Origin of the sequence: Pseudaminobacter soli (ex Li et al. 2025) (genome assembly GCF_003012705.1) — a bacterium.
Lineage (GTDB): Bacteria > Pseudomonadota > Alphaproteobacteria > Rhizobiales > Rhizobiaceae > Pseudaminobacter > Pseudaminobacter soli.
Window position 1 is genome coordinate 169,584 of record NZ_PXYL01000006.1, and the last position, 20,335, is coordinate 189,918.

A 20,335-nucleotide genomic window follows, 5' to 3' on the forward strand; every position below is an offset into this window, starting at 1 on the left:
TCAGGCATCCCAGAGCGCCGCGCGAGCCGCTGCCGGCCAGGCGTTCACATCAGGTCCATGGTGGCGGAACAGTGCCAGCGCCACCCGCTCCAGCCCGAAGCCGACGCAGGCCGAATGGCACAGGCTGCCGTCGGCAAATTGCAGGCCCCAGGTCTGACCGAAGTGATCCTGATGATAGTTGAAGCTGAGGCACGCCGTCGGCTTTTCCTCGCTGGTCACCGGGATGAGAAGCTCGAACTTCAGCCCCTGGTCGCGCTGGTTGTTGGCCATCATCTTGCCGCCCCGGCCGAAGAACGGGTCGTTGGCAAGGTCAACCTCGCAGGGCAGGCCCAGCGACTCGATCATCGCCTTGCCGCGTTCCAGCCAGCTTTCGCGGAAGGCGCTCACTTGGTCGGCGGCGCCGATCCGGACGAACTCCCGCATGCGGAAAAGCTGCATGCGCGCCGGATCCTGCGACGGCTCGTGGCGGAAGCAGTAGGACGACAGCTCGAACAGAAGCCCTTCCGCCGGCACCGGCCCGCGCGCCGCCACCGTGGGGTAGAGCGGGTAGCAGGCAGCCGGCGTCAGAGCCACCTGGGTGGGCTGCTGCAGCTCGGTCCAGTCCTCGCCTGCCGCCATCATGCCGAGCAGTTTGGCATGCTCGCGCTCATTGCCCATGAAGGAGTGCACGCATCCCGCAAGCTGGGGAAAGCTCTTCATGTAGCCGCTCTTTTCCAAAGTGGCGCGGCTCATGCCGGGGGGGAAATGGATGCGGGTTGCTTTGTCCGGCGCGCCGAGGCGAGTGACCAGGCGCTCGAAACGTTCGATCACCTCTTCGAAAACGCCGGAACGGCCGTAAAGCCCATCGACGCCGGAATCGAAGAGGATCCCGTTGTCGAAAAGATCGTCCAGCAGGCTCTTTGCGCTGAATGTGCCGGTGTCCATCTCAAACTCCCAGGCTGGCATCGAAGCGGCTCATGAGGAGCAGCGTCGAGGTGTTGGCATGGATGCGGTCGTTGGAAATCATTACGGCCGCGGAAGTGACGTCGCGCAGATGCCGGCCGACGCTGAACGGGGTGCCGTTCTTGTAGCCGAGGATCCCAGTGATCAGCATCGCCAGTTGCACGACCTCGGCCGCCTTTTCGCTCGCGGCTACCTTCAAGGCGTTGATCTCGGCGGCAAAGCCGATCGAGGAAAGGTCGTCGTCGTCCTGTTCCGCGGCCTCGAAGCGGCGGATGGCGGCGATGAGATGCCCCTTCATCTCCTGCAACTTGGCGGCGGCCTCCGAAAGGCGCAGCGCGCCCGGCGGCACCACATTGGGCTGCTTGCGTGCGGCCTGCTTGACGAAGGCCTGGGCGCGGGCGAAGGCATCGGCGGCAATGCCGAACCATGTCGCGGCCCAGTAGATGTGCGAGCTGGCCAGCATCGATTGCGCCGCGATTTCGGAAAACGGTTTTGGGAAGATCTGCCCGGCGTCACCAGACGCCGTCAGCAGGAAGCCGTCGGAGCAAGTGCCACGCATGCCGAGCGTATCCCACACGGATGTGCGCTCCAGCTTGAGGTCGCCATTGACCGGGACAACCACCATCACCTGGTCGGTGCTTGCGGCGTCGGGTGCCCGGCGCGCGGTCGTCATGATAGCGTCGGCGTGAGCGCCATAGGAAATTACGGTTGCGTCCTTGGTCAGCGAGAAGCAGCCGTCCGCGATCTCGACGGCGCAGATCGAATTGCGAAGATTGCCGCCGACGCCCGCTTCCGAGGTCGCCGAGGCCATGAGCAACTGATCGGAGGCAATCCGACTCATATACTCCCGGTGCCATTCGCTGCCGACGCCATGGGTGACCAGACTGGAGATTTGGATCTGGTGCATGCCATAGACCATCGCGCTCGACCCGCAGGCTTGGCCCAGCTGGACGATCAGATCGGCTACGGCCGCAGTGGTCAGTCCCTCGCCGCCCAGTTCAGCCGGAATGGCGATGCCGAGCAGGCCTTCGCGCTTCAGCGCGTCAATGGTTTCCTGGGGGAAGCGCCCGTCGCGGTCGACGGCTTCGACGGATTTGGCGGCGATCGCAACGACGCGCGCCATGCGCGCGGCGGGACTTTCGCCGCGGGTCACCCCCTGGGAGGTACTGATCGTTTCAGCGACATCCATGGCGTCACGCAGCCTCTGTCGTGAGCTTGGTGACTGCATCGGCAATGTTGGCAAGCGATGCGAATGTGCGCCGCGTCAGCATCTCTTCCGGAAATTCGATGTCGAATTTTTCTTCGATCGCCAGCATGATCTGGACGGAGGCGAACGAGGTCATCCCCGCATCGTACAGATTGTCCTGGTCGGCTAGCTTTTCGACATCGAACGGAAGCGTTTCGTTCCCCACAAACAGCGAGCGAATTTGATCAATCATCTTAATTACCGTCCCAGATGCCCTGTCCTTCGGATCGCTTCATAAGCCGCAATCTCCAGTAGGGCGGTTAACATGGGCGGGGTATGTGGGCATATGGATAACCAAAAGTTTCCAAGATAATTTCAATTACAAATCAAATTGGTTGATTGAAGTCATCGTGTATTTGCACGTGCCGCATCCGCTAAATTAGATGGCGCTACGGCAAAAGACGTTGCGTGGGTTCTGCCGTAATGATGCAATTGCTTTATTAGAGGTTGCGTAGTCTTGACGGCTGGATGACGTTCTAAATGTTGCATTAGGCTTTGATGATGGAGGCATATTCAAAGCGGACTTTCGGCGCGACGATCATCAAACAATCCCGAATATCACGCCAGACCGTTGCTCCCGGTCATCCCGCCGAATTGCATGCCTATTGAGCATCGTTTATGGACCCTCCATGACAACCATTTCACGCATTGCGAGCATCGTGCTTTTGATCGGTATTGCGTTCGTCACGCTATGTCCGATCGATTTCAGGCCGGAAACCGGGCATCCAACACTGGAGCGCGCCGGAGCCTACCTGCTTTTCGGTCTGGCATTGGGTGCCGGTTTCCCCCGGCATCTTCGGTACTCTCTGATTTTCATCGTTGCCGTAGCTGCGGGGCTGGAGGCTCTTCAACTGGTTGATCCCGGGCGTCATGCTCGCCTCGACGATATGCTGGTGAAGGCAATAGGTGGGGTCGTTGGAGTGTTGCTGGCCTGGTTTCTCACGAGGGCGCGGGGTGCGACGGATAAGAGAGCGCCGCTCGCCTGACCTTCCGTCGAGTAGTGCGCATATGCACGACTCTTGCCAGCAAAGATGGATGTCGAGTTCTTCACCCGGCCAAGCCCGGCGTACTTAACCCGATATTAAGGCTGTTTGAGCATTGTTTCTTAACAATGCGGCGGGTCTGCCGCCTTTAGCTTCGCGGAGCACCTAGCATGGCCATCATCTCCGGCAACAGGGCCAGCCGCAGCCCGACGGCCGGCCGCCAGATCGATTCCGCAATCGATCTTGTCGGCCTTATCGAGACTCTCCTGCGCCGGCGCTGGACGATCGTTGCCTGCGTGCTCGCTTTCGTTGCATTGGCTTTCGTTGCGTTGTCGCTGATCGCGCCCCGCTACGTCGCGACATCCCGCATCTTCGTGGATCCCCGCGAGCAGCGGGCCGTCCAGAATGAGGTCATACAGCGGGGGCTAGGCGGCGACATGGCGCTTGTCGAGAGCCAGATCGAGGTCGTCAAATCCGAAGCAGTGCTGGGCGACGCCATAAAGCAGATCGGCCTCGCATCCGACCCCGAATTTGTGCCCCAGGGCGGTGGCGGCCGCAATCCTTCAGAAGTCGCGCTGGAGAACCTTGCCAAGGCCATCGAAGTAACGCGCCCCGATAACACCTATGTGCTTGAAATCAGTGTGACCGCGAAGGAGGCCGCCAAGTCGGCCCGGCTGGCGAATGCGGTTGCGGCTGCCTATGTCGCCGACCAGACCTCGTCCGCCGCCAACGCGGCGCGTGACGTCACTTCGGCCATCCGCAGCAGGCTGGCGGAATTGCAGAGCCAGTTGCACGAAGCCGAGGAAAAGGTCGAGGCGTTCAAGCGCGAGCATAATATCTCGCAGACGGAAGGACAGCTGCTTGGCGACCGCGAGCTGACCAATCTGTCGGCGCGCCAGTCCGCGGCGCTGTCGCGCGTCAACGAGGCCAAGGCCCGGCTGCAGGTCATGCAGGATGCGCTGAGCGCGCGCGGCTATGTGGGCGCCGCCACGACCGATACCGACAGCTCCATGGGCGCATTGCGTGTCCGCCTGGCTGAGGCCAAGGGGCGCCTCAACGAACTGCAGCAGGTGCTCGGCCCGCTTCATCCCCGCGTCGTCGTTGCCAAGGGGGAAGTGACCCAAGCCGAGGATGCTATCCGCGCCGAGAGCGAAAGGCTGGTTGCGATCGCACAGGACGACTACAAGACGGCCGTCGACGCGCTGAACAAGGTCAACACCGATCTTCAGCAGGCTACGTCGGCTTCCTTTTCCACCAACCAGAACATGATCAAGTTGCGCGAACTCGAGCGAGAGGCGCAATCGGTCAGGGTCGTTTATGAATCCTATTTGGTGCGCGCGAAGGAGACGGCCCAGCAGGAAAGCATTGCTGCAGGCACAGCGCGCGTGATCGCGGAAGCTGGAGTGCCGAATTCGCCTTCCTTCCCGCCAAGGGTGCCCATACTTGCCGCCGCCATGATGCTTGGGCTGTTCGTCGGGATCCTTATCGCGATCCTGCGCGATCTCTTCGCCGGCTTGCTGACCCGTCAGCCGGAAGCTGAGCCGTCCTTGCTCGAAGTCGATGCCGGCACGCCGGCGGCCGGGCTGGTGCTGGTCACCGCATTGGACGACCCCAAAATAGCGCGCCAGGCGGCACTGGATTTGGCGCATGGCGCGATGGCGCGCGATCGCAGCGTGATCTTCCTGGATCTGGCGGCCGACGCGCCGGCATCCAATCCGGGCCTTGCCGAAGTCGCCCTGGGAGAGGCGTCGGCACTCAACGCGGTCCAAACCTGCCACGATACCGAGCTGCACAAGCTCAATGCCGGTCGGCCGGCGGCGATTGCGAGAGTGTCGCGAGATGTACTTCGTGCGGTGCTCGAAGTCATTTCTGCCGAGTATGACGACGTCGTGGTCAATGCCGGCGAACTCGATATCGAGCACGGGATGCCGGTCCGTGTGGCGGCCGAAATGAGCGCTCATGCGGTGCTGGCCGTCAAAGGCGACCAAGCCGGCGCTCGCGAACGGTGGGTGCTCGAGGCACTTTCCAATGAAGGTGCGGTATCCGTTTCCCTCGCCTCGGTGAGGACGGACGCCGATCTCGATAAGGTAGCCTGACGTGATCGACTGCATCGAGCCTGTTTCGCGGCTTCGCGGAGTATGACCGTGGCCGTGCCGATCCGCGTTCTGTGCATCGTGCCACGTGGCCTGGCCGGCCGCGGCGGCATCGAGACTTTGTTCTCGCATGTCGATGAACAATTGCGCGCGCGCCCCGATATCGGCATCGAGATGGAATTTCTCGCCTCGCGCGGCGATGCCTCGGGTGCGGGCTGGGTGCTCCATTTCCCCATCGCGCTTGCGCGCTATGCTTGGCTGCTCGCGACCAGGCGCTACGATGTCGTCCACCTCAACACAGCGACGAATGCCTCGGCCTGGCGCAAATGGTCGATGCAATTGCTTGCTAGAATCGCCGGCGTTGCCACCGTCATCCATTTCCACGGCTCTGCCTTTCCCAAGCCGGGCGATCGTCGGCCGGGGTGGGTGCCGGTTCTGCGGCAGGTCTTCGAGCGAGCCGGCGCTATCGTGGTCCTCGGCGACTATTGGCGCGACTTCGTTGCCCGGTTCTATGGCATGCCGCCCGAGCGTTTTGACGTAGTGGCCAATGGCGTTGCCGATTTCGCGCCCGATGCGCCGCAGGCGCGGGAGGAGGGGGCTGCCGTCCAGCTTTTGTTTGCCGGCAATCTGACGGATGCGAAGGGCGCTAGCGTCCTGCTTCGGGCGCTCGCACTGCTGCCTGAGCATTTGCCACGGTGGCGCGCGGTCCTCGCCGGGACGGGTGACGTTGCAGGCTTCCGCGAACGCGCGGCGCAATCGGGGCTTTCCGGCCAGGTCGAATTCACCGGCTGGGTCGCCCGTGACGCCATCCTGCCTCTCTACCGCCAGGCCGATATCGTCGTCCTGCCGTCGCGCAACGAGGTCCTGCCGGTCTGCCTGCTGGAAGGCGCATGCGCCGGTGCGGCCCTGGTCGCCACCCCGGTCGGATCGGTGCCTGACGTCCTCAGCGAGGGGCAGAATGGCCTGATGATCACGACGGACGATCCTGAGAGCGCCGCGCGTGCGCTCGCGCAACTGATCGCGGATGCATCGCAGCGCGAAGAATTCCGTGCCGCTTCGCGCGATGTCTACGTTTCGCGCTTCCGCCTCGAGACGATGATCGAGGCGCTGCGCGAGGTCTATCGCAAGGCGCTGTCGGCGAACCGGTAGTCCGGTTCGCGCCGCCGCGTAGCAGTTTCCGAGATGGTTGGGCGGAATATCCGGAAGAACTGCTCCAGATTGGCGAGCGCCCAAAGGATCTTTTCGTGGTTCTGCGTGCCGCCGAGATGCTCGCCGACGAGCCGGTCGATCTCGCGGGCATTGCATACTTGTCGCACGGTCGCATCGCCGCTCTGCAGCAAGTCGCGGAGCTGATCGGCCATGCCGGCGCGGAACCACTGTTCCACCGGAACGCGGAAACCAACCTTCTTGCGCTCGATGATCTCACGCGGCAGCAATTTGGAGGCCAATACCCGCAGCACGCGCTTGCCTTTGGGCGCGCCGGTCAGGAAGGCGTCGGGAAAGCGTGCGGCGAGCTCGGCAAGGCCGACATCCATGAAAGGCATGCGTCCCTCGATAGAGCCGGCCATCATCATGCGGTCGCCGCGCTCCAGAAGGTTGTCCGGCAGCCACGAGGTCTGGTCGAAATGCAGCATCCGCTTGAGCGCGCTGCTGGCGCTGTCCGAAGCGAAGGGCAGCGGATCGAGATCCCGCGGTTGGGGCGATCCAGCATAGAGCATCTCGGCTTGACCGCCGTCAGCGCCGCCGAACCAGGCCGCCATGCGGGCCTGCAGGTCGCGGACGCCGGCGACGCCCGCCAGTGTCTTCACGCGCCGCGCCGCATAGGGCAGGGCGCGTACCGCAGGCGCCACCAGACCATCGTGCAAGGCGCCCGGTACCAGCCGCTGATACATTGCGACCCAGGGTTCGGCCCGATGCTTGGGATAGCCGCCCAGAAGCTCGTCGGCCCCTTCGCCGGTGAGCACCATCTTGACGCTGCGGCTTGCCAGCCGCGACAGCAGCAGGACGGGCAAGTCGGAGGGCTCGGCGACCGGCGCTCCACGCCGCAGCACTGCCTCTTCCCACACCGACGTGAATTCGTTCATGCCGACGGCGAGTTCATGGTGGTCGGTTCCGAAGGCCTGGGCGACCTGTCGGGCATAGGGCAGCTCGGAGGAGCCGGGAGCGTCGAAGCCGACAGAGAAGGTGGACACGGGCTTCGCCATCTGGCGGCTCATCAGCGCCACGATGGTCGAGGAGTCGAGTCCTCCCGAAAGATAGGCGCCGAACGGCGCATCCGAACGCAGCCTCAGCCGCACTGCCTCGTCGAGCTTGTCGGCGAAGAGCGCCACGGCCTCGTCGAAATTGTCGATATCGGGCTTGGTGCGCGAGAACGGCGTCGTGAAGTAGCGCTTGCTGCGGATTTTGGCGCCGTCGATCGCCACGAAGGTTCCCGGTGGCACTTTGGAAATGCCGCGGAAGAAAGTGGCAGGACCGGGGACGTAACGATAGCTGAGATATTCGCGTAGCGAATCCTGGTCCAGCCGGTCGTCAACTCCGGGAAAGTTCCGCAGCGGTTCGATCTCGGAGGCGAAGGCATGAAATCCTTCGCCCTTGGCGACGAAGAGCGGCTTCTTGCCGAAAGGGTCGCGGGCGGCGAATAGTTGACCCGTTGCGGTATCCCAGAGCAGGAACGCGAACATGCCGTTCAGCCGGGCCAGGCAATCCTCGCCCCAGGCGCGCCAGGCCTCGATCAAGACCTCGGTGTCGCCCAGCGTGGCGAAGCGATGGCCGCGCTCTACGAGTTCAGCGCGGAGCTCGATATAGTTGTAGATTTCGCCGTTATAGACGATCACGTAGCGGCCATCATGCGAATGCATCGGCTGCGGGCTGCCCTCGATATCGACGATCGAAAGGCGGCGATGCCCGAGCCCGACCTGCCAGTCGCTATCGGGGCTGTGCGCAACAAATGTTCCACGCCCGTCCGGACCACGATGAGCCAACAGATCGGTGGCCTTGTCGAGCTCGCCTGTGAGCGACAGGCGTGATCTGGCATGGAATCCGAAGATGCCGCACATGAGCGAGGGTCCTAGTCCTGGGCGCCGCGTGCGGCGGGATCGACCTCGGCGTAAGGCGTTTCGACTTTGCGCCCCTTGCGTGGCGACTTGAACAAGGCGTCATATGCCGCCAGCAGCTTCGGTGCCTCGTGGCTCCAGGCCAGTTCGTTGCGTACCCGTTCCCGGCCGATCGCACCCATCGCCGCGCGGCGCTCGGGATCGTCCAGCAGCTCGGCGATCTTGTCGCCAAAATCCGCCGGATCGGTGCACTTGGCATAGAGCGATGCGTCACGCGCCGAAAAGCGACCCTCGCGCAGATCGTATTGAACGATCGGTTTGCCGAGCGCCATATACTCCATGATTTTGTTCATGGTCGACTTGTCGTTCATCGCCGTCGGCCGGTCGGGATTGACGCACACGTCGGCCGTCGACAGGGCGGAGAAAAGCATCTCGTCCGGGCAGCGACCGGTGTAGGTGACATAGTCGTTCAAGCCGAGCGCGGCCGTTTCCACCTTGATCGCCTCGAGTTCGGGACCGCCGCCGCAGATGACGAACTGTATGTCCTGACGACCCCTCGCATTCACCAGGTGGCCGATGGACTCCAACAAAAGATCCAGCCCTTCCTGCTTGCCGATGACGCCGACATAGCCGACGACGAAACGACGCCCATTGCGCCATTTCGGATCCGGCTCCACCTCACGCACCCGGTCCAGGTTCGGCCCCGAGCGCACGATATGTACCTTGTCAGGGTCCATCCCGCCGCGCGTAATCGCGATGTCGCGATAACTCTCGTTCGTCGCGATCGAGAGGTTGGCGATGCGGAAGGACAGCCGCTCCAGCCACACCATCAGCTTCCAGCCGAAGTCGCGGCGGCCGAACTTGGCCTCGTAGAGCTCGGGATTGATGTCGTGATGGTCGAACAGGAATTTCTTGCCGAACAGCCGGTAGAAGCCACCGATCAGGAAGATCGTGTCCGGTGGATTGCAGGCGTGGATGGCGTCGAAGCCGCGTTGCCACGCGACCTTCAGTGACAGCAGGAACTCCCAGAACAGAGCGGCACTGTATTCGAGCGCATAGCCGAGCGCGCCCTCGGCATCGAGGGGCAGGGAATGCCGGTAGATATGGACGCCGTCGAGCACCTCGTAAGACGAGGTGTAGCCCTTGCCCTTCGGGCAGATCACCGAAACCTCATAGCCGGCTTTCACCAGGGTCGTGGCTTCGGACCAGACGCGCCTGTCGAACGGGACCGGCAGATTCTCGACGATGATGAGGACGCGTCTACCAGTTGATGCCGTCATAGATCCCCGCAATCCGATCCGTGTTTGGCAGCCGCGCCATGTCGAACAGCACCTGGTCCGGCCGCATATGCTCGACCACGGCCTCGTATTCGGGCGAGCGGCTGGTGGCCACGATCACGTCCGAATGCTTCACCACGTCCTCGATCGAGGGGACCATGAGCTGTGTGACATGCGGGATCGCATTCATCAGATAGGCCTTGTTGGCGCCCACGAGCTTTGCCAGCGAAACGTTCTGATCGAAAATGCGGATGTCGCAGCCCTTGCCGATCAAGCGCTCGATCAGTTCCAGATAGGGGCTTTCGCGCAGGTCGTCGGTGCCTGCCTTGAAGGAGAAGCCGAGGAAGCCGATGTTGCGCTTGCCGAAGCCGAGCACCCGTTCCAGCGCGCGCTCGATCTGCTGCTTGTTGGAAGGCATCAGCGACTTCAGTAGCGGGGCTTCCACGTCATTCTGGACAGCGAAGGCGTTGATCGCGCGCACGTCCTTGGGCAGGCAGGAGCCGCCGAAGGCAAAGCCGGGCAGCAGATATGCATTGGAGACGTTGAGCTTGGTGTCGGCAAAGAACACCCGCATCAGGTCGTGGCTGTCGACGCCGGCCGCCTTGCAGATATTGCCGATCTCGTTGCCGAAAGCGACCTTGAGCGCATGCCAGGTATTGTCGGTGTATTTCACCAGTTCGGCCAACCGCGGCTCGGTGAGGATCATCTGGCCGGGAAGGCCACTGTAGAGCTCGAGCAGCCGCGCGCGTGTCGTTTCGTCGTCGGTGCCGATCACCGTCTTGGCGGGGGTGTTGAAGTCGGCGACCGCCGAGCCCTCGCGCATGAATTCCGGATTTGAGGCAGCGCCGAAGGCCTCGCCCAACTTCTTGGCCGATGTTTCCTCAAGCGACGGCACGACGATGTCGGACAGCGTGCCCGGGAGCACCGTCGAGCGGATGACGACCGAGTGATAGCTGTTCTTGCCGGCGAGCGAGGCGCCGATCTGGCGCGAAACCGCCTGGACCGCCGACAGATCAAGCGAGCCGTTGGCCCGCGACGGCGTGCCGACGCACAGCAGCGACAGGTCGCTGTTCATCACGGCTTCCTCGGTAGAAACGGTGGCCCTCAGGCGGCCCGACGCAACATGGGCTGCGACAAGCTCTCCGATATCCTTCTCGATGATCGGGCTCTTGCCGGCGTTGATGAGGTCTACCTTCGCTTCGCTGACATCGCAGCCGATCACCTCATGACCACGGTCGGCCAGACAGGCCGCGCAGACGGTGCCGACGTACCCCAGTCCGAAAACGGAAACCTTCATACTTACTCAACCAATCTAGCTGTTCTTTCGCCAAGATTTTCAAATACTTGGCATTCTGTCGCGAAGGGTCTATCCGACACAAGTAAAGGTCAGGTTAGCGGATCTATTAGTATTGAACTTTGCCAGTGCATTTGCCGCGCCGGTGCCCGGAAGACAACGGTTGCGGCCTCCCTCAGAATGCCGAAGCCGGGCGAATGGAAGCCGCGTCCGGATGCAGCGTCTGCGCGCACGATTTGGATAGCGGCGCCTGCGGGCGCTACAAGCGTGAATTCCGTCCGGCTGCCGCGGCGTGCCACGACCCCGTGGTCCTCGACCGATGCTTCCAGGTCCGGCGCCAGCAGGAAGGCGATCTCGACTTCGCCCGATGGCGGCGTGCCAGTCAAACGGTCCGCGATGTCGAAGCCATTCGTGGTTTCGACAATGCGCCTGTGATGGACGGCACCAAATCGTTTTGCGTAACCGTCGTGCGAGGCCGATATGTCTAGCCGCGCGGCATGTGCCACCGAGTCCAGCGTTGCCTTTGCCCGCCTCGGCATCCAGTTGAAGGCGCCCGATGGCTCGCTCTGGCTGGCGCCGTCTATTGTCAGGGTGTTGTGTAGGGCGCTGACGCGGAAGCGGCGGCGGTTCTCGCCCTCGGAATGGTAGAGATGGGTGCCGGCATCCACAAGCACCGGCCTGCCGTCGAGCGACAGCCAAACCGACAAGGCGTCGGCATGGCCATGGGCGGCAAGAGCGCCAAATCCCAGCGGCCCATGGTCGAAGACGAGGTGCACACGCCGGCCATCGATTTCGCCCCGCCGAACCGTATAGCCGCCTTGCGGGAACGTGATGGTGCCGTCTGTCAGCTGAGGGCTGCATGGCGGCGTGGCAAACACGATGTCGCGCCAGTGCGGGTCGCGGATCGACGGCGTCAGATCCGGCCGACCGAGGAAGCCAGCAATAGCGCCGGCGATCGAGGCGATGTAGCGCGGCTCGTCGCTGCCGAAGGCCATGAGCACGCGACTCTGGTCGTCATCTCCGATGAGCGGCGCGTGACCGTCGTCGTCGAGGAATGCGTTCAGGGCGCTGGCGGCCTGTGCCATTCGCTCGCGCGTTTTCGGTCCCGGCGCGCCGGCACCCATGGCGGCAAAGCCGATAAGCAGCATCTCGAGCGTGAAGGCGCTGTAAGCGGGCGATTGCTCCTGTCCCACGCCATCTTCGTGGAACAAGGCGAGCGTTCTGTTCTCCAGATGCGCCCTACCGGTGGTGAGCCACATCGCGGCGTCTGGGTGCTCGGGCAACAGTTGCGCGGCGAGAACGAGCCCCATGGCCTCGGCAACGAGGTGGTTGTTTGCCGACGAATGCAGCGAAGGAAATCGCGCCAGCCAGCTGCCGTGGGCGGCCACGAAGGATGCGAGCCGTTCACCGGTCGCGGCATCGATCCATGGTTCGAGTGCGGCGACGATGCATAAAAGCGAGACCAGCCTGTATCCGGCCTCGATGCCCGAATACCAATTTACCCCGCGGCCGGGCGGATTTGCCTCCATCCACGAAATGATGGAGCTAAGGATCGCCCGGGCGAGTTCCGGGTCCAGCGCCCGGCGGGCATGAATGGCCGGCGAGGCCAGGAAATGCAGCCGATTCAGTTCGGCGACATATTTGACGTCTCCGTGGCCGGCTTCGAAGCGAAAATCGATGTCGAATGCAGATCGCTCGGCGCCGGGCCAGCTTGCTCCGCTTACCGGGTCGAGCGTCCAGATTGCGGAATCGACGCGCCCGGAACTGTCCAAGACGGAACCCGGCCAGTCGCGATTGAGCAGCCTGAGATGGCCGGAGCGGAGCGTTTCCGCGGCTGTTTGCAATTGCCGTTCAACTGGCTCGGGGAGGGCGGGTTCGAACAGTGGTGCGAACAGGTGTATCGGCGTGGGCCGCGCGCCGGGGATAACAAAATCCGCCCAGTCTCTACGCTCGCGCCGCGCGGCGCGCCGAGCCAATTGCTCGCGAACGCGATGGCGGATCTCGCCGCGCTCCATGACGGCGAGCCGCCGCGCATACCAGTTCAACCGCTTCAACATGGTGGTGGCTTAGCAAGCTGCGGTTGCGTTGTGATTAACGCCGCGATGCGGAGCTATGTGGGCGTACGGCGCGAAAGATACGCGTGGGCCGATTTGAGATGCTGCCACAGCAACTCGTTTCGGCGCATGCGACTCTTGGTTGCCTGCCCGAGCCGGATTGTGGTGATCGTGGCAGTGCCGATAGGTGTGAATGCCGCATATACGTCATCCAACTCATGAACGACATCACACCAGTGCGTCTTGTAGTCCTCGTAACCGACACCGAGGTCAAAGGCGGCCATACCGCGCTCACAACTGTCCTCGACATGCCTGAAGGTGAGCACGCGGCCGGGGCTGTGCGCTGCGAGCTCGTCGCTGGCGAAGGTCATGAAGTAGACATTCACGCGGCCGTTGTGAACCCCGGAGCCGATGACGGCCCGCGTCTTGCCGCCAACCGATAGCTCCGCCATTTCTAGTAGCGGCTCGGGCGTCGTCTCAGAGCGTTCCAGCAACTCGCGGAAGAAATTCATTACCCCTGGCTCGGCAAAGCTGTTGGGCTGGCCCTGCTCGGCGAGCCTCAGCGCCTTGTGCTCGCAGAAGAAGTCGAGCGCGGCCTTGGCCTCCGCCGGATCCCGCAACACACGGTATCGAAGGGCGCCGGCTTCAGCCATCTTGCGCTCCCTCTTTTCGATCTTACGCGTGCGCGCACCGGCTTTGCTTCTCGCCAGCACGGCCTCGAATCCGCCGTCGAGGTCAAAGGAATAGCCCTCCGTGGACGAAGTGCTGCTCTGCAAAGCGGAGAGGGCCTGGGGGATGCCGTTGTGGATTTTCGGCGTCCTGCCAAGCACCGCACAGTCTGCGCTTTCAAGCACGCTCCCCAGCATTGTTTCGATTTCGGCGCGTGGCAGACGGGCCATCATGGCGGCTGCCTTAGGGCTCCAGAGGCCGAAATTGTAGCCGGAATGCTTGCCGCCGATCCACGTCGCTATTCGCGCGGGCCCAACCCTTGAAATGGCGAGAGGCAAGATGAAGGCCGGCTGGCCGTCGAGCCGACCGAGCACGATCGCAGGTCGCCCATCCTCGTGCGGCAGCACGTTCCGGACATAAGCGTCGACCCAGTCATAGCGCTGGAAGATTGTGGCGACGCCGCTCGCCTCGAGCTGTCGCCATTCCCGCTCTATATCCGACGGCTGGGCGAAGGTCTCGACTTCGAAGTCACCGCAAAGCATGCCTCGTGCGTGCGCAAGCATGCTCAGCTGTGAGTTCATCTCTGGTACTCCATGAGCCCGCCGCAAGGCGGAAACGGATTTTGCCGGCAGAATCGGTGAGCTTGCATGCCGGGTGCGGCCGGCAAATTATCCCGCACGATTTAATGAATAGTCTAACGAGCGCCTAGAATTGGAGGCTTGCCGGATTTTCAGCATTGCGATCGTCAAACAGTGATATTTCTTACGGGATAGTTGATTTTCTATTCTCGTAGTCGCTTGCGCATTCTTAACAAAGTCAGCGCTGTACCCGGATATGTGAACCGGCGAGGAGGTCATCGTGGTGCGGTTTCTGGCAAGTATCAATCAACAGACCATGCCGGTTGAGTTGTGCAATCTATACTTGCGAGGAGCCGAGCCCAGCGATCACATGCGGCCAGATTCCCTGAACCTCCTCCGCCGGCATGTTACCGCAATAAAGATAGTTGCTTTTGCCGCCTTCCTCTTCGTTTTAGCTCCAGGGCTTTCCCACGCCGCGGACTGGCATCGCTATGGCAATGCTCGCTTCCAATATTGGGTCGACATTCCGCCCGGCTTTTCAGCTATTTCGGAAGCAGACAACGGTGACGGCGGGGTTTCCCGATCTTCCGATGGCCGCGCCGAACTCCGTGTCTGGGGCAGCTATCTGCTCGAGGACGATTTCAAGAACGAAGTGAAAGGGCGCGTCGATCTAGATGTCTCCGACGGCTGGACCATCGCATATCGAAAGCAGGGGGCAACCTGGGCCAGCTGGTCAGGCTTGAAGGGCGATAGAGTCTTCTATGAACGTGCGGTCCCAATCTGCGATGGCGCCGCCGCCTATTTCAGGATCGAATACGATAAAGAACAGGCCAAGACCTTCGACCCGATCGTCTCTCGGTTGGTGAAGTCCCTGAAAAGCGGCACCTGCCGATAGCCTTTGTTGGCAACGGCGCCGCGGAAACCCCACCCCCTCGGGTGATCTCGACGTTAGCTTTTTGAAAACGACCAACACGCTATCGCTATTGGCGAAATGAATTCGTCCTAGGTGCAGCCCGGGTACGTTTCGTTCTCAGGGCGGATATCCCGGCGGCTGCTTAGCCGGGCAATTGGGAGGAATTCAATGTTTCCAAAGACGGCAACCGGCCGCAACATGTTTGCCATTGTGGCAACCGGCGTCCTTACCACGGTCGCCACGGCAGGCGTCCTGGTCTGGCTTTCGCATCGGGCGCTGGAAGAGCGCTCCCTCTCCGAAATGACGACTATCGCCGAGGAGAGCGCAAGACGGGTCGAGACCTACTTCAGCCGGGTGGAAGGATTGGCGTATAACGCTAAGTCCAACCTGATTGCCGCGAAGGATGGCGCGGTTCCGGATCGTGAAGCTACAAATCGCCTCTTCGCACGCTGGATGCAGGACAACACTTGGGCGCTCGGCCTCAGCACCTGTTGGGAGCCCAACGCTTTTGACGGGAAAGATGCGGACTATCGCAATGCGCCCGGACATGACGACAGCGGCCGCTACATTCCCTATCTCGTCAGGAACGGCGGCAAGGTCGAATTGGAGGCCTTGGTCGATTACGAGAAGCCAGGTGCCGGCGACTGGTATCAAATCCCTAAGAAGACGGGGAAACCCGTGCTCATGGAGCCCTATAGTTACAGCATCGCCGGCAAGGATGTCGTGATGACATCGTTCATGGTGCCGTTGGCCTTCGACGGTGCTTTCAAGGGAACGGTGGGGGTGGATATCGCCCTCGACAGCCTCGCCAACGACCTGTCCAAGATCAAGCCGCTGGGTCAAGGTTATGTGGCGCTCGTCACCGGCAATGGCGGCATCGTCAGCTATCCCGAAGCGTCGATCCGCGGAAAGGCACTAAAGGATTCCGGCCTGGATGCTGCTGCCTGGGGCGGTCTGGTTGCGAAACCGGGCAAGCCTGCAGATTTGCTCGAAACGTCGGGTGACAGCAGCATTGCGGTTGCAGTTCCGGTCCGTCTGCTGCCGGACACCACCTGGTATACCGTGGTCTCGGTGCCGAAATCCGTCTTGCTCGCGAGCCTGTCGTCCCTCGTCATGACGTCCATTGCGGTCATCTCGATCGCGGCCGGATTGATGACCGCTGTCGGCTTCCTGCTTGCGGCACGTTTCCGCAAGCGGCTCGACAGGGTCATGACCGCGACCGGCGGTATCGCCGCCGGCAACACTGACATCGATCTTTCGGAAGCGACGAAGCAGGATGAAATCGGCGAGATGGCCCGCTCGCTGGCCATCCTCCGTGACGCTACCATTGCGAAGAACCGGCTGGAAATGGAAGCGGAAGAGGCCCGACATCGCGACGCGATGGAAGAGCAGCGCCGCGCTGAGGAAGCCGCCGAACGCGAGCGTCAGACGCGCTTTGCGGTCGACTCTCTGGCCGAAGCTCTACAGAAGCTTGCCGACGGCGACACGACCCATCGGATCGAGGACCATTTTGCTGGCTCGCTTGACCAGGTCCGGCGCGATTTCAACGCTTCGGCTGAGAAACTGCAGACGGCTTTGATTTCGGTCGGCCAGAACGCTGAGGCCATTCAGGCTGGATCCGGTGAAATTAGGGCGGCGTCCGACGATCTGGCAAAGCGGACGGAGCAACAGGCGGCAGCGGTCGAGGAGACTGCGGCGGCGATGGAGGAAATCAGCTCGTCGCTGAAAGATACCTCCAAGCGTGCGGACGAAGTCGGCACCTTGGTTGAACGCACGCGGACAAGCGCCGAGAAGTCCGGCGAGGTTGTGAAGCGTGCCGTCGTGGCTATGAGCGGCATCGAGACTTCCTCCAAGGAAATCTCCAACATCATCGGTGTGATCGATGAGATCGCATTCCAGACCAACCTGCTGGCGCTGAACGCCGGCGTTGAAGCGGCGCGGGCTGGCGATGCGGGCAGGGGCTTTGCGGTTGTCGCTCAGGAGGTCCGGGAGCTCGCGCAACATTCGGCAACGGCCGCGCGGGAAATAAAGTCGCTGATCACCAAATCCGGCGAGCAGGTCAGCACTGGCGTCGAACTGGTCACCGAGACCGGGGCAGCACTCGACGAGATCGTCAAGCGCGTACAGGAAATCGATCGAAATGTCGCAGCCATAGTGGCCGCCACCCGGGAGCAATCCAGCTCGCTCAACGAGATCAGCTCTGCCATCAATTCCATCGACCAAGGCACGCAGCGTAATGCCGCAATGGTCGAGGAGCAGACGGCCGCCAGCCATTCGCTGGCGAACGAAGTGATCGCTCTCAACGACCTGCTTGCTCAATTCCGGATGGGCAGCAGGCCTTCGGATGCGATCGCTCGCAACGCAGACGTCGGCATGATGGCTAGACACCGGCTGGCAAGCTGAGGTCAACGGCAACTGAGCCACACCGCGCCAACGGTCGGCATTCGTGCCGGCCGTTGCTTGTATACGGCTCAGAATACGCCGCGCGGACCGGGCTTCTATTCCCGACTAAGAAACTCGGCGATCGTGTCGGCTAGAAGTTGGTCATTTTCCCGGTGCGGCACGTGTCCGGTCTTTGGAAGGATCAGCGTCGTGCCCCGCCCCGCGGCAATGCGGTTCGGATGTTCGGCAGATCCGTATTCATCCAATTCGCCATGAATCGCGAGTATGGGGCAACACACCGCGGCGAGCGACGCATCCAGATTCCAGTTCGAAAATTCGGACGCCAGCCATGTCTCGGTCCAGGCGTCGACTACCCACCTGGCCTTGTCTCCATGGTATTTTGCCAGCCTGGCCAGATTGGCGGCATCGTGGAAATCGCGTTTCGCAACACGAATCCCGTTGAGCGTCCTGTCTTCGACAAAGGCTTGGGCGGCGATGGTGACTAGCGCCTGACATCGCGTTTGTAGGTGCGCTGCGGTCTCGACAGCCATGCCGCCACCGACGCTGTGCCCGCATGCGATAAACTCGGCGAACCCAAGTTGCTCGCACAGTTGCGGAACGACGTCGAGCGCTTCGGCCGCGATGAAATCGAACTCCAAGTGTCCCGGATGGGGATCCGAACGGCCGAAGCCAAGGCGGTCATACGCGATGACGCGCCGCCCGGTCGCCGAGGCAAGCAGCGCGGGGAAACCGCGCCACAGGTCGACGCATCCGAGAGAGTCGTGGAACAGCAGGATCGACGCGCGCAGAGCCGCTTCCGGACTGCCGGGCGTCCAGGTTTTTGCAAAGAGGCGCCCCTCCTTGGTACGAACCCACGCTTCCTGCTCGTCGATCTTCGTCACCCAAGGAAACTCCGCAAGACGCCCGCCGAGACGATGGCTACCAGGACAGTCGGCAGGATCGAAAGCCGCGTCGCGGCGACTACGGTTACGCCGAGTGCCACAATGTCGGCCGGATGGCCAGTGACGAAATTCGGGGCAATCACCGTGATGAGCACGCAGCCGGGTGCGCTTTCCAGAACTGTCCTCGCGCGCGGGCTCAGCGTGCGGTTGCGCAGGAAGATATATCCGCCGATCCGCGTCATATAGGTGACGGACGCCATCAGCACGATGGTCAGAATGGTCATCGGGTCGATCATGACGGCTTCGCCCAGTAATATGCGGCTGCGACGCCCGACAGCGCGCCGACTGGAACGTACCAGGCACCCGGGACGAGAAGATAGGTGGCCGCGCCCACGACGAGGCTGACGAGCCAGGGGCGGGCGGCGGAAACGCCCTTCCACATGCCAGCGAGCATGACGAGGAAAACCGCTGGGAACGCCATGTCGAAGCCGAAGCGCCTCACATCGCCGAGGACCGGACCGGCCAGAGCTCCGACGCCGGTGAACACGACCCAGGTGAGATAGAGGCTGATCGCTGCGCCCATGTAGTAACCAAGGCTCAAGCGCGAGCCGGTCTTTCGTCCGTCGGCCAGCCCTATGGCCCAGCTCTCGTCGCACATGAAAAAGAGCGCCGAAAACGCCTTGCGTTTCGGCAGATGCCGCATCAGCGGGGCTAGGGCCGCACCCATCAGGAAATGGCGGCTATTGACGAGAAGCGTGATGCCGACGATCAGCAGAACGTGCGGCGGCGAGGTCCACAGTTCGACGGCCGCGAACTCGGAGCCGCCGGCGAAGTTCAGCCCGGTCATCAGCGGTACCTCGATCGGACTGAGCCCCTTCTGAGCTGCCTGGGAACCGAGGACGAGCGCGAAGGGCACGAAGCCGAGCATGACCGGCAAGGCGTCTCTCAGGCCCCGGAAGCCTTCGGAAAGAGAACTTCGCTCGACCGGAGCGTCAAGTGTCAAATTCGTATCTGTCATGAGAGCGAAACCATGCACTGCCTGTGAAGTCCAACGACGCGCGGGGTTCTACACCAATCGGCATGGTCGTTGATTGCGTTCATAGCTCAATTGCCGCAAAGATTGGCATCAGTGATCAATCAAAGCTGCTTTGGTGAAATCGCATGCCAACCGAATTGGACTCCATCGATCGGGCAATCCTGAGAACGCTGCAGCAGGACGGTCGAATCCAGAACATCGACCTGGCTGACCGTGTCGGCCTGTCTCCCTCGCCCTCCCTGCGCCGCGTGCGCCAGCTGGAGCAGGCGGGTGTCATCCAGCGCTATGTAGCACTCGTCGACCCGGCAAAAGTCGGGATGGGACTGACGCTGTTCACTCGCGTCTGGCTGACCGGTCAGGACGAAGAAAGCGTCAATGCATTCGTGGAGGCGATCAAGAAGCTCCCGCAAATCATCGAATGCCATCTTATGGCGGGTGACAGTGACTTTCTGTTACGGGTTGTCGCCGAAGATCTCGAAGGCTATCGGCGCTTCCAGATCGAGCACCTCGGTCGCATCAAGGGGGTCCGCAACATCAAGACGGAAATCCCGATGCAGAAGATCAAATCCTCATGGGAGATTCCGGTTTAAGGCCTGGGCCACGGTTTTTGTGCGAGAAAGCAGAATTTCTAGCCAAGTGCTTGAAATTAGTGGTGCCGCTTGCGTGACTCGAACACGCGACCCCATCATTACGAATGATGTGCTCTACCAACTGAGCTAAAGCGGCGACCATGTTTTCGCGGCGAGGCGCGAAACGGTGAGCGGGTGATAGCCGCATTGCGCGGCAAATTCAAGCGGCCTTCGTGGTGATTTATGCGTTCGTTTTCAAACATTCCATATCTGTGCGCTCGATTGTGGGGGCGATTGATAAGGCTGATGGGGGACCGGTAGCGGACCCAAGCCAGTTGCGGGCG

At 62.0% G+C, this 20,335-nt stretch carries 17 protein-coding genes and 1 tRNA gene; 6 read left to right on the forward strand and 12 right to left on the reverse strand.

From position 1 onward, the window contains the following. Genes C7I85_RS14040 through C7I85_RS14050 form a run of 3 tightly spaced genes read right to left on the reverse strand, consistent with a single transcriptional unit; the run spans position 1 to position 2,381 of the window. Positions 1-924: an amino acid--[acyl-carrier-protein] ligase gene (locus C7I85_RS14040; RefSeq protein WP_106724614.1), complete on the reverse strand. Its 924-nt coding sequence runs from the start codon at positions 922-924 to the stop codon at positions 1-3. Position 925: 1 nt separating this feature from the next. Further along, complete coding sequence (locus C7I85_RS14045) at positions 926-2,131, reverse strand: acyl-CoA dehydrogenase family protein (protein ID WP_106724615.1); 1,206 nt, start codon at positions 2,129-2,131, stop codon at positions 926-928. Positions 2,132-2,135: 4 nt separating this feature from the next. Next, on the reverse strand, positions 2,136-2,381 hold the full coding sequence (locus C7I85_RS14050; RefSeq protein ID WP_106724616.1) for an acyl carrier protein: 246 nt from the start codon (positions 2,379-2,381) through the stop codon (positions 2,136-2,138). A gap of 436 nt (positions 2,382-2,817) precedes the next feature. On the opposite strand from C7I85_RS14050, the gene C7I85_RS14055 reads away from it, so the two are divergent. The 3 genes from C7I85_RS14055 (at position 2,818) to C7I85_RS14065 (ending at position 6,413) form a co-directional block, all read left to right on the forward strand. Continuing rightward, positions 2,818-3,174 carry a VanZ family protein gene (locus C7I85_RS14055; protein WP_106724617.1) on the forward strand — a complete coding sequence of 119 codons (357 nt, stop codon included), beginning with the start codon at positions 2,818-2,820 and terminating at the stop codon, positions 3,172-3,174. A gap of 167 nt (positions 3,175-3,341) precedes the next feature. Beyond that, positions 3,342-5,267, forward strand: coding sequence for a GumC family protein (locus tag C7I85_RS14060; protein WP_106724618.1), 1,926 nt, complete (start codon positions 3,342-3,344; stop codon positions 5,265-5,267). A gap of 48 nt (positions 5,268-5,315) precedes the next feature. After that, the gene (locus tag C7I85_RS14065; RefSeq protein WP_181257179.1) at positions 5,316-6,413 is read left to right on the forward strand and encodes a glycosyltransferase family 4 protein; all 1,098 of its coding nucleotides are present in this window, start codon (positions 5,316-5,318) and stop codon (positions 6,411-6,413) included. Here C7I85_RS14065 and asnB read toward each other — a convergent pair. The 5 genes from asnB to C7I85_RS14090 all read right to left on the reverse strand — a co-directional run bounded on the left by asnB (position 6,383) and on the right by C7I85_RS14090 (position 14,192). Further along, complete coding sequence (gene asnB, locus C7I85_RS14070) at positions 6,383-8,320, reverse strand: asparagine synthase (glutamine-hydrolyzing) (protein ID WP_106724620.1); 1,938 nt, start codon at positions 8,318-8,320, stop codon at positions 6,383-6,385. The genes C7I85_RS14065 and asnB overlap by 31 nt on opposite strands. 11 nt (positions 8,321-8,331) lie before the next feature. Further along, entirely contained in the window at positions 8,332-9,597 is a 1,266-nt protein-coding gene (locus C7I85_RS14075; protein WP_106724621.1) for a glycosyltransferase family 4 protein, read from the reverse strand. After that, on the reverse strand, positions 9,578-10,891 hold the full coding sequence (locus tag C7I85_RS14080) for a nucleotide sugar dehydrogenase (RefSeq protein ID WP_106724622.1): 1,314 nt from the start codon (positions 10,889-10,891) through the stop codon (positions 9,578-9,580). The genes C7I85_RS14075 and C7I85_RS14080 overlap by 20 nt, the downstream gene beginning before the upstream one ends. 89 nt (positions 10,892-10,980) lie before the next feature. After that, positions 10,981-12,945 (reverse strand): heparinase II/III family protein, encoded by a 1,965-nt coding sequence (locus tag C7I85_RS14085; RefSeq protein WP_106724623.1) that lies wholly within the window; start codon positions 12,943-12,945, stop codon positions 10,981-10,983. A 53-nt stretch (positions 12,946-12,998) separates the two neighbouring features. Then, positions 12,999-14,192, reverse strand: a complete 1,194-nt coding sequence (locus C7I85_RS14090) for a GNAT family N-acetyltransferase (RefSeq protein ID WP_106724624.1) — start codon at positions 14,190-14,192, stop codon at positions 12,999-13,001. Positions 14,193-14,469: 277 nt separating this feature from the next. Here C7I85_RS14090 and C7I85_RS14095 point away from each other — a divergent pair, with 277 nt between their 5' ends. Both C7I85_RS14095 and C7I85_RS14100 read left to right on the forward strand, forming a co-directional pair. Further along, positions 14,470-15,084: a hypothetical protein gene (locus C7I85_RS14095; RefSeq protein WP_245444941.1), complete on the forward strand. Its 615-nt coding sequence runs from the start codon at positions 14,470-14,472 to the stop codon at positions 15,082-15,084. 186 nt (positions 15,085-15,270) lie between these two features. Continuing rightward, positions 15,271-17,505 (forward strand): methyl-accepting chemotaxis protein, encoded by a 2,235-nt coding sequence (locus C7I85_RS14100; RefSeq protein WP_106724625.1) that lies wholly within the window; start codon positions 15,271-15,273, stop codon positions 17,503-17,505. A gap of 95 nt (positions 17,506-17,600) precedes the next feature. On the opposite strand, the gene C7I85_RS14105 is transcribed toward C7I85_RS14100, so the two are convergent. From C7I85_RS14105 to C7I85_RS14115, 3 genes are read right to left on the reverse strand one after another with little or no spacing between them, the layout of a single operon-like run. Then, positions 17,601-18,386, reverse strand: coding sequence for an alpha/beta fold hydrolase (locus C7I85_RS14105; RefSeq protein WP_106724626.1), 786 nt, complete (start codon positions 18,384-18,386; stop codon positions 17,601-17,603). Further along, positions 18,383-18,682: an AzlD family protein gene (locus tag C7I85_RS14110; RefSeq protein ID WP_106724627.1), complete on the reverse strand. Its 300-nt coding sequence runs from the start codon at positions 18,680-18,682 to the stop codon at positions 18,383-18,385. The genes C7I85_RS14105 and C7I85_RS14110 overlap by 4 nt, the downstream gene beginning before the upstream one ends. After that, positions 18,679-19,314, reverse strand: coding sequence for an AzlC family ABC transporter permease (locus C7I85_RS14115; protein ID WP_245444956.1), 636 nt, complete (start codon positions 19,312-19,314; stop codon positions 18,679-18,681). Before C7I85_RS14115 ends, C7I85_RS14110 begins: the two co-directional genes overlap by 4 nt. A 233-nt stretch (positions 19,315-19,547) precedes the next feature. Here C7I85_RS14115 and C7I85_RS14120 point away from each other — a divergent pair, with 233 nt between their 5' ends. Next, positions 19,548-20,012: an Lrp/AsnC family transcriptional regulator gene (locus C7I85_RS14120; RefSeq protein ID WP_106724629.1), complete on the forward strand. Its 465-nt coding sequence runs from the start codon at positions 19,548-19,550 to the stop codon at positions 20,010-20,012. A 60-nt stretch (positions 20,013-20,072) separates the two neighbouring features. On the opposite strand, the gene C7I85_RS14125 is transcribed toward C7I85_RS14120, so the two are convergent. After that, positions 20,073-20,148 (reverse strand) — tRNA-Thr (locus C7I85_RS14125). Positions 20,149-20,335 lie beyond the last annotated feature (187 nt).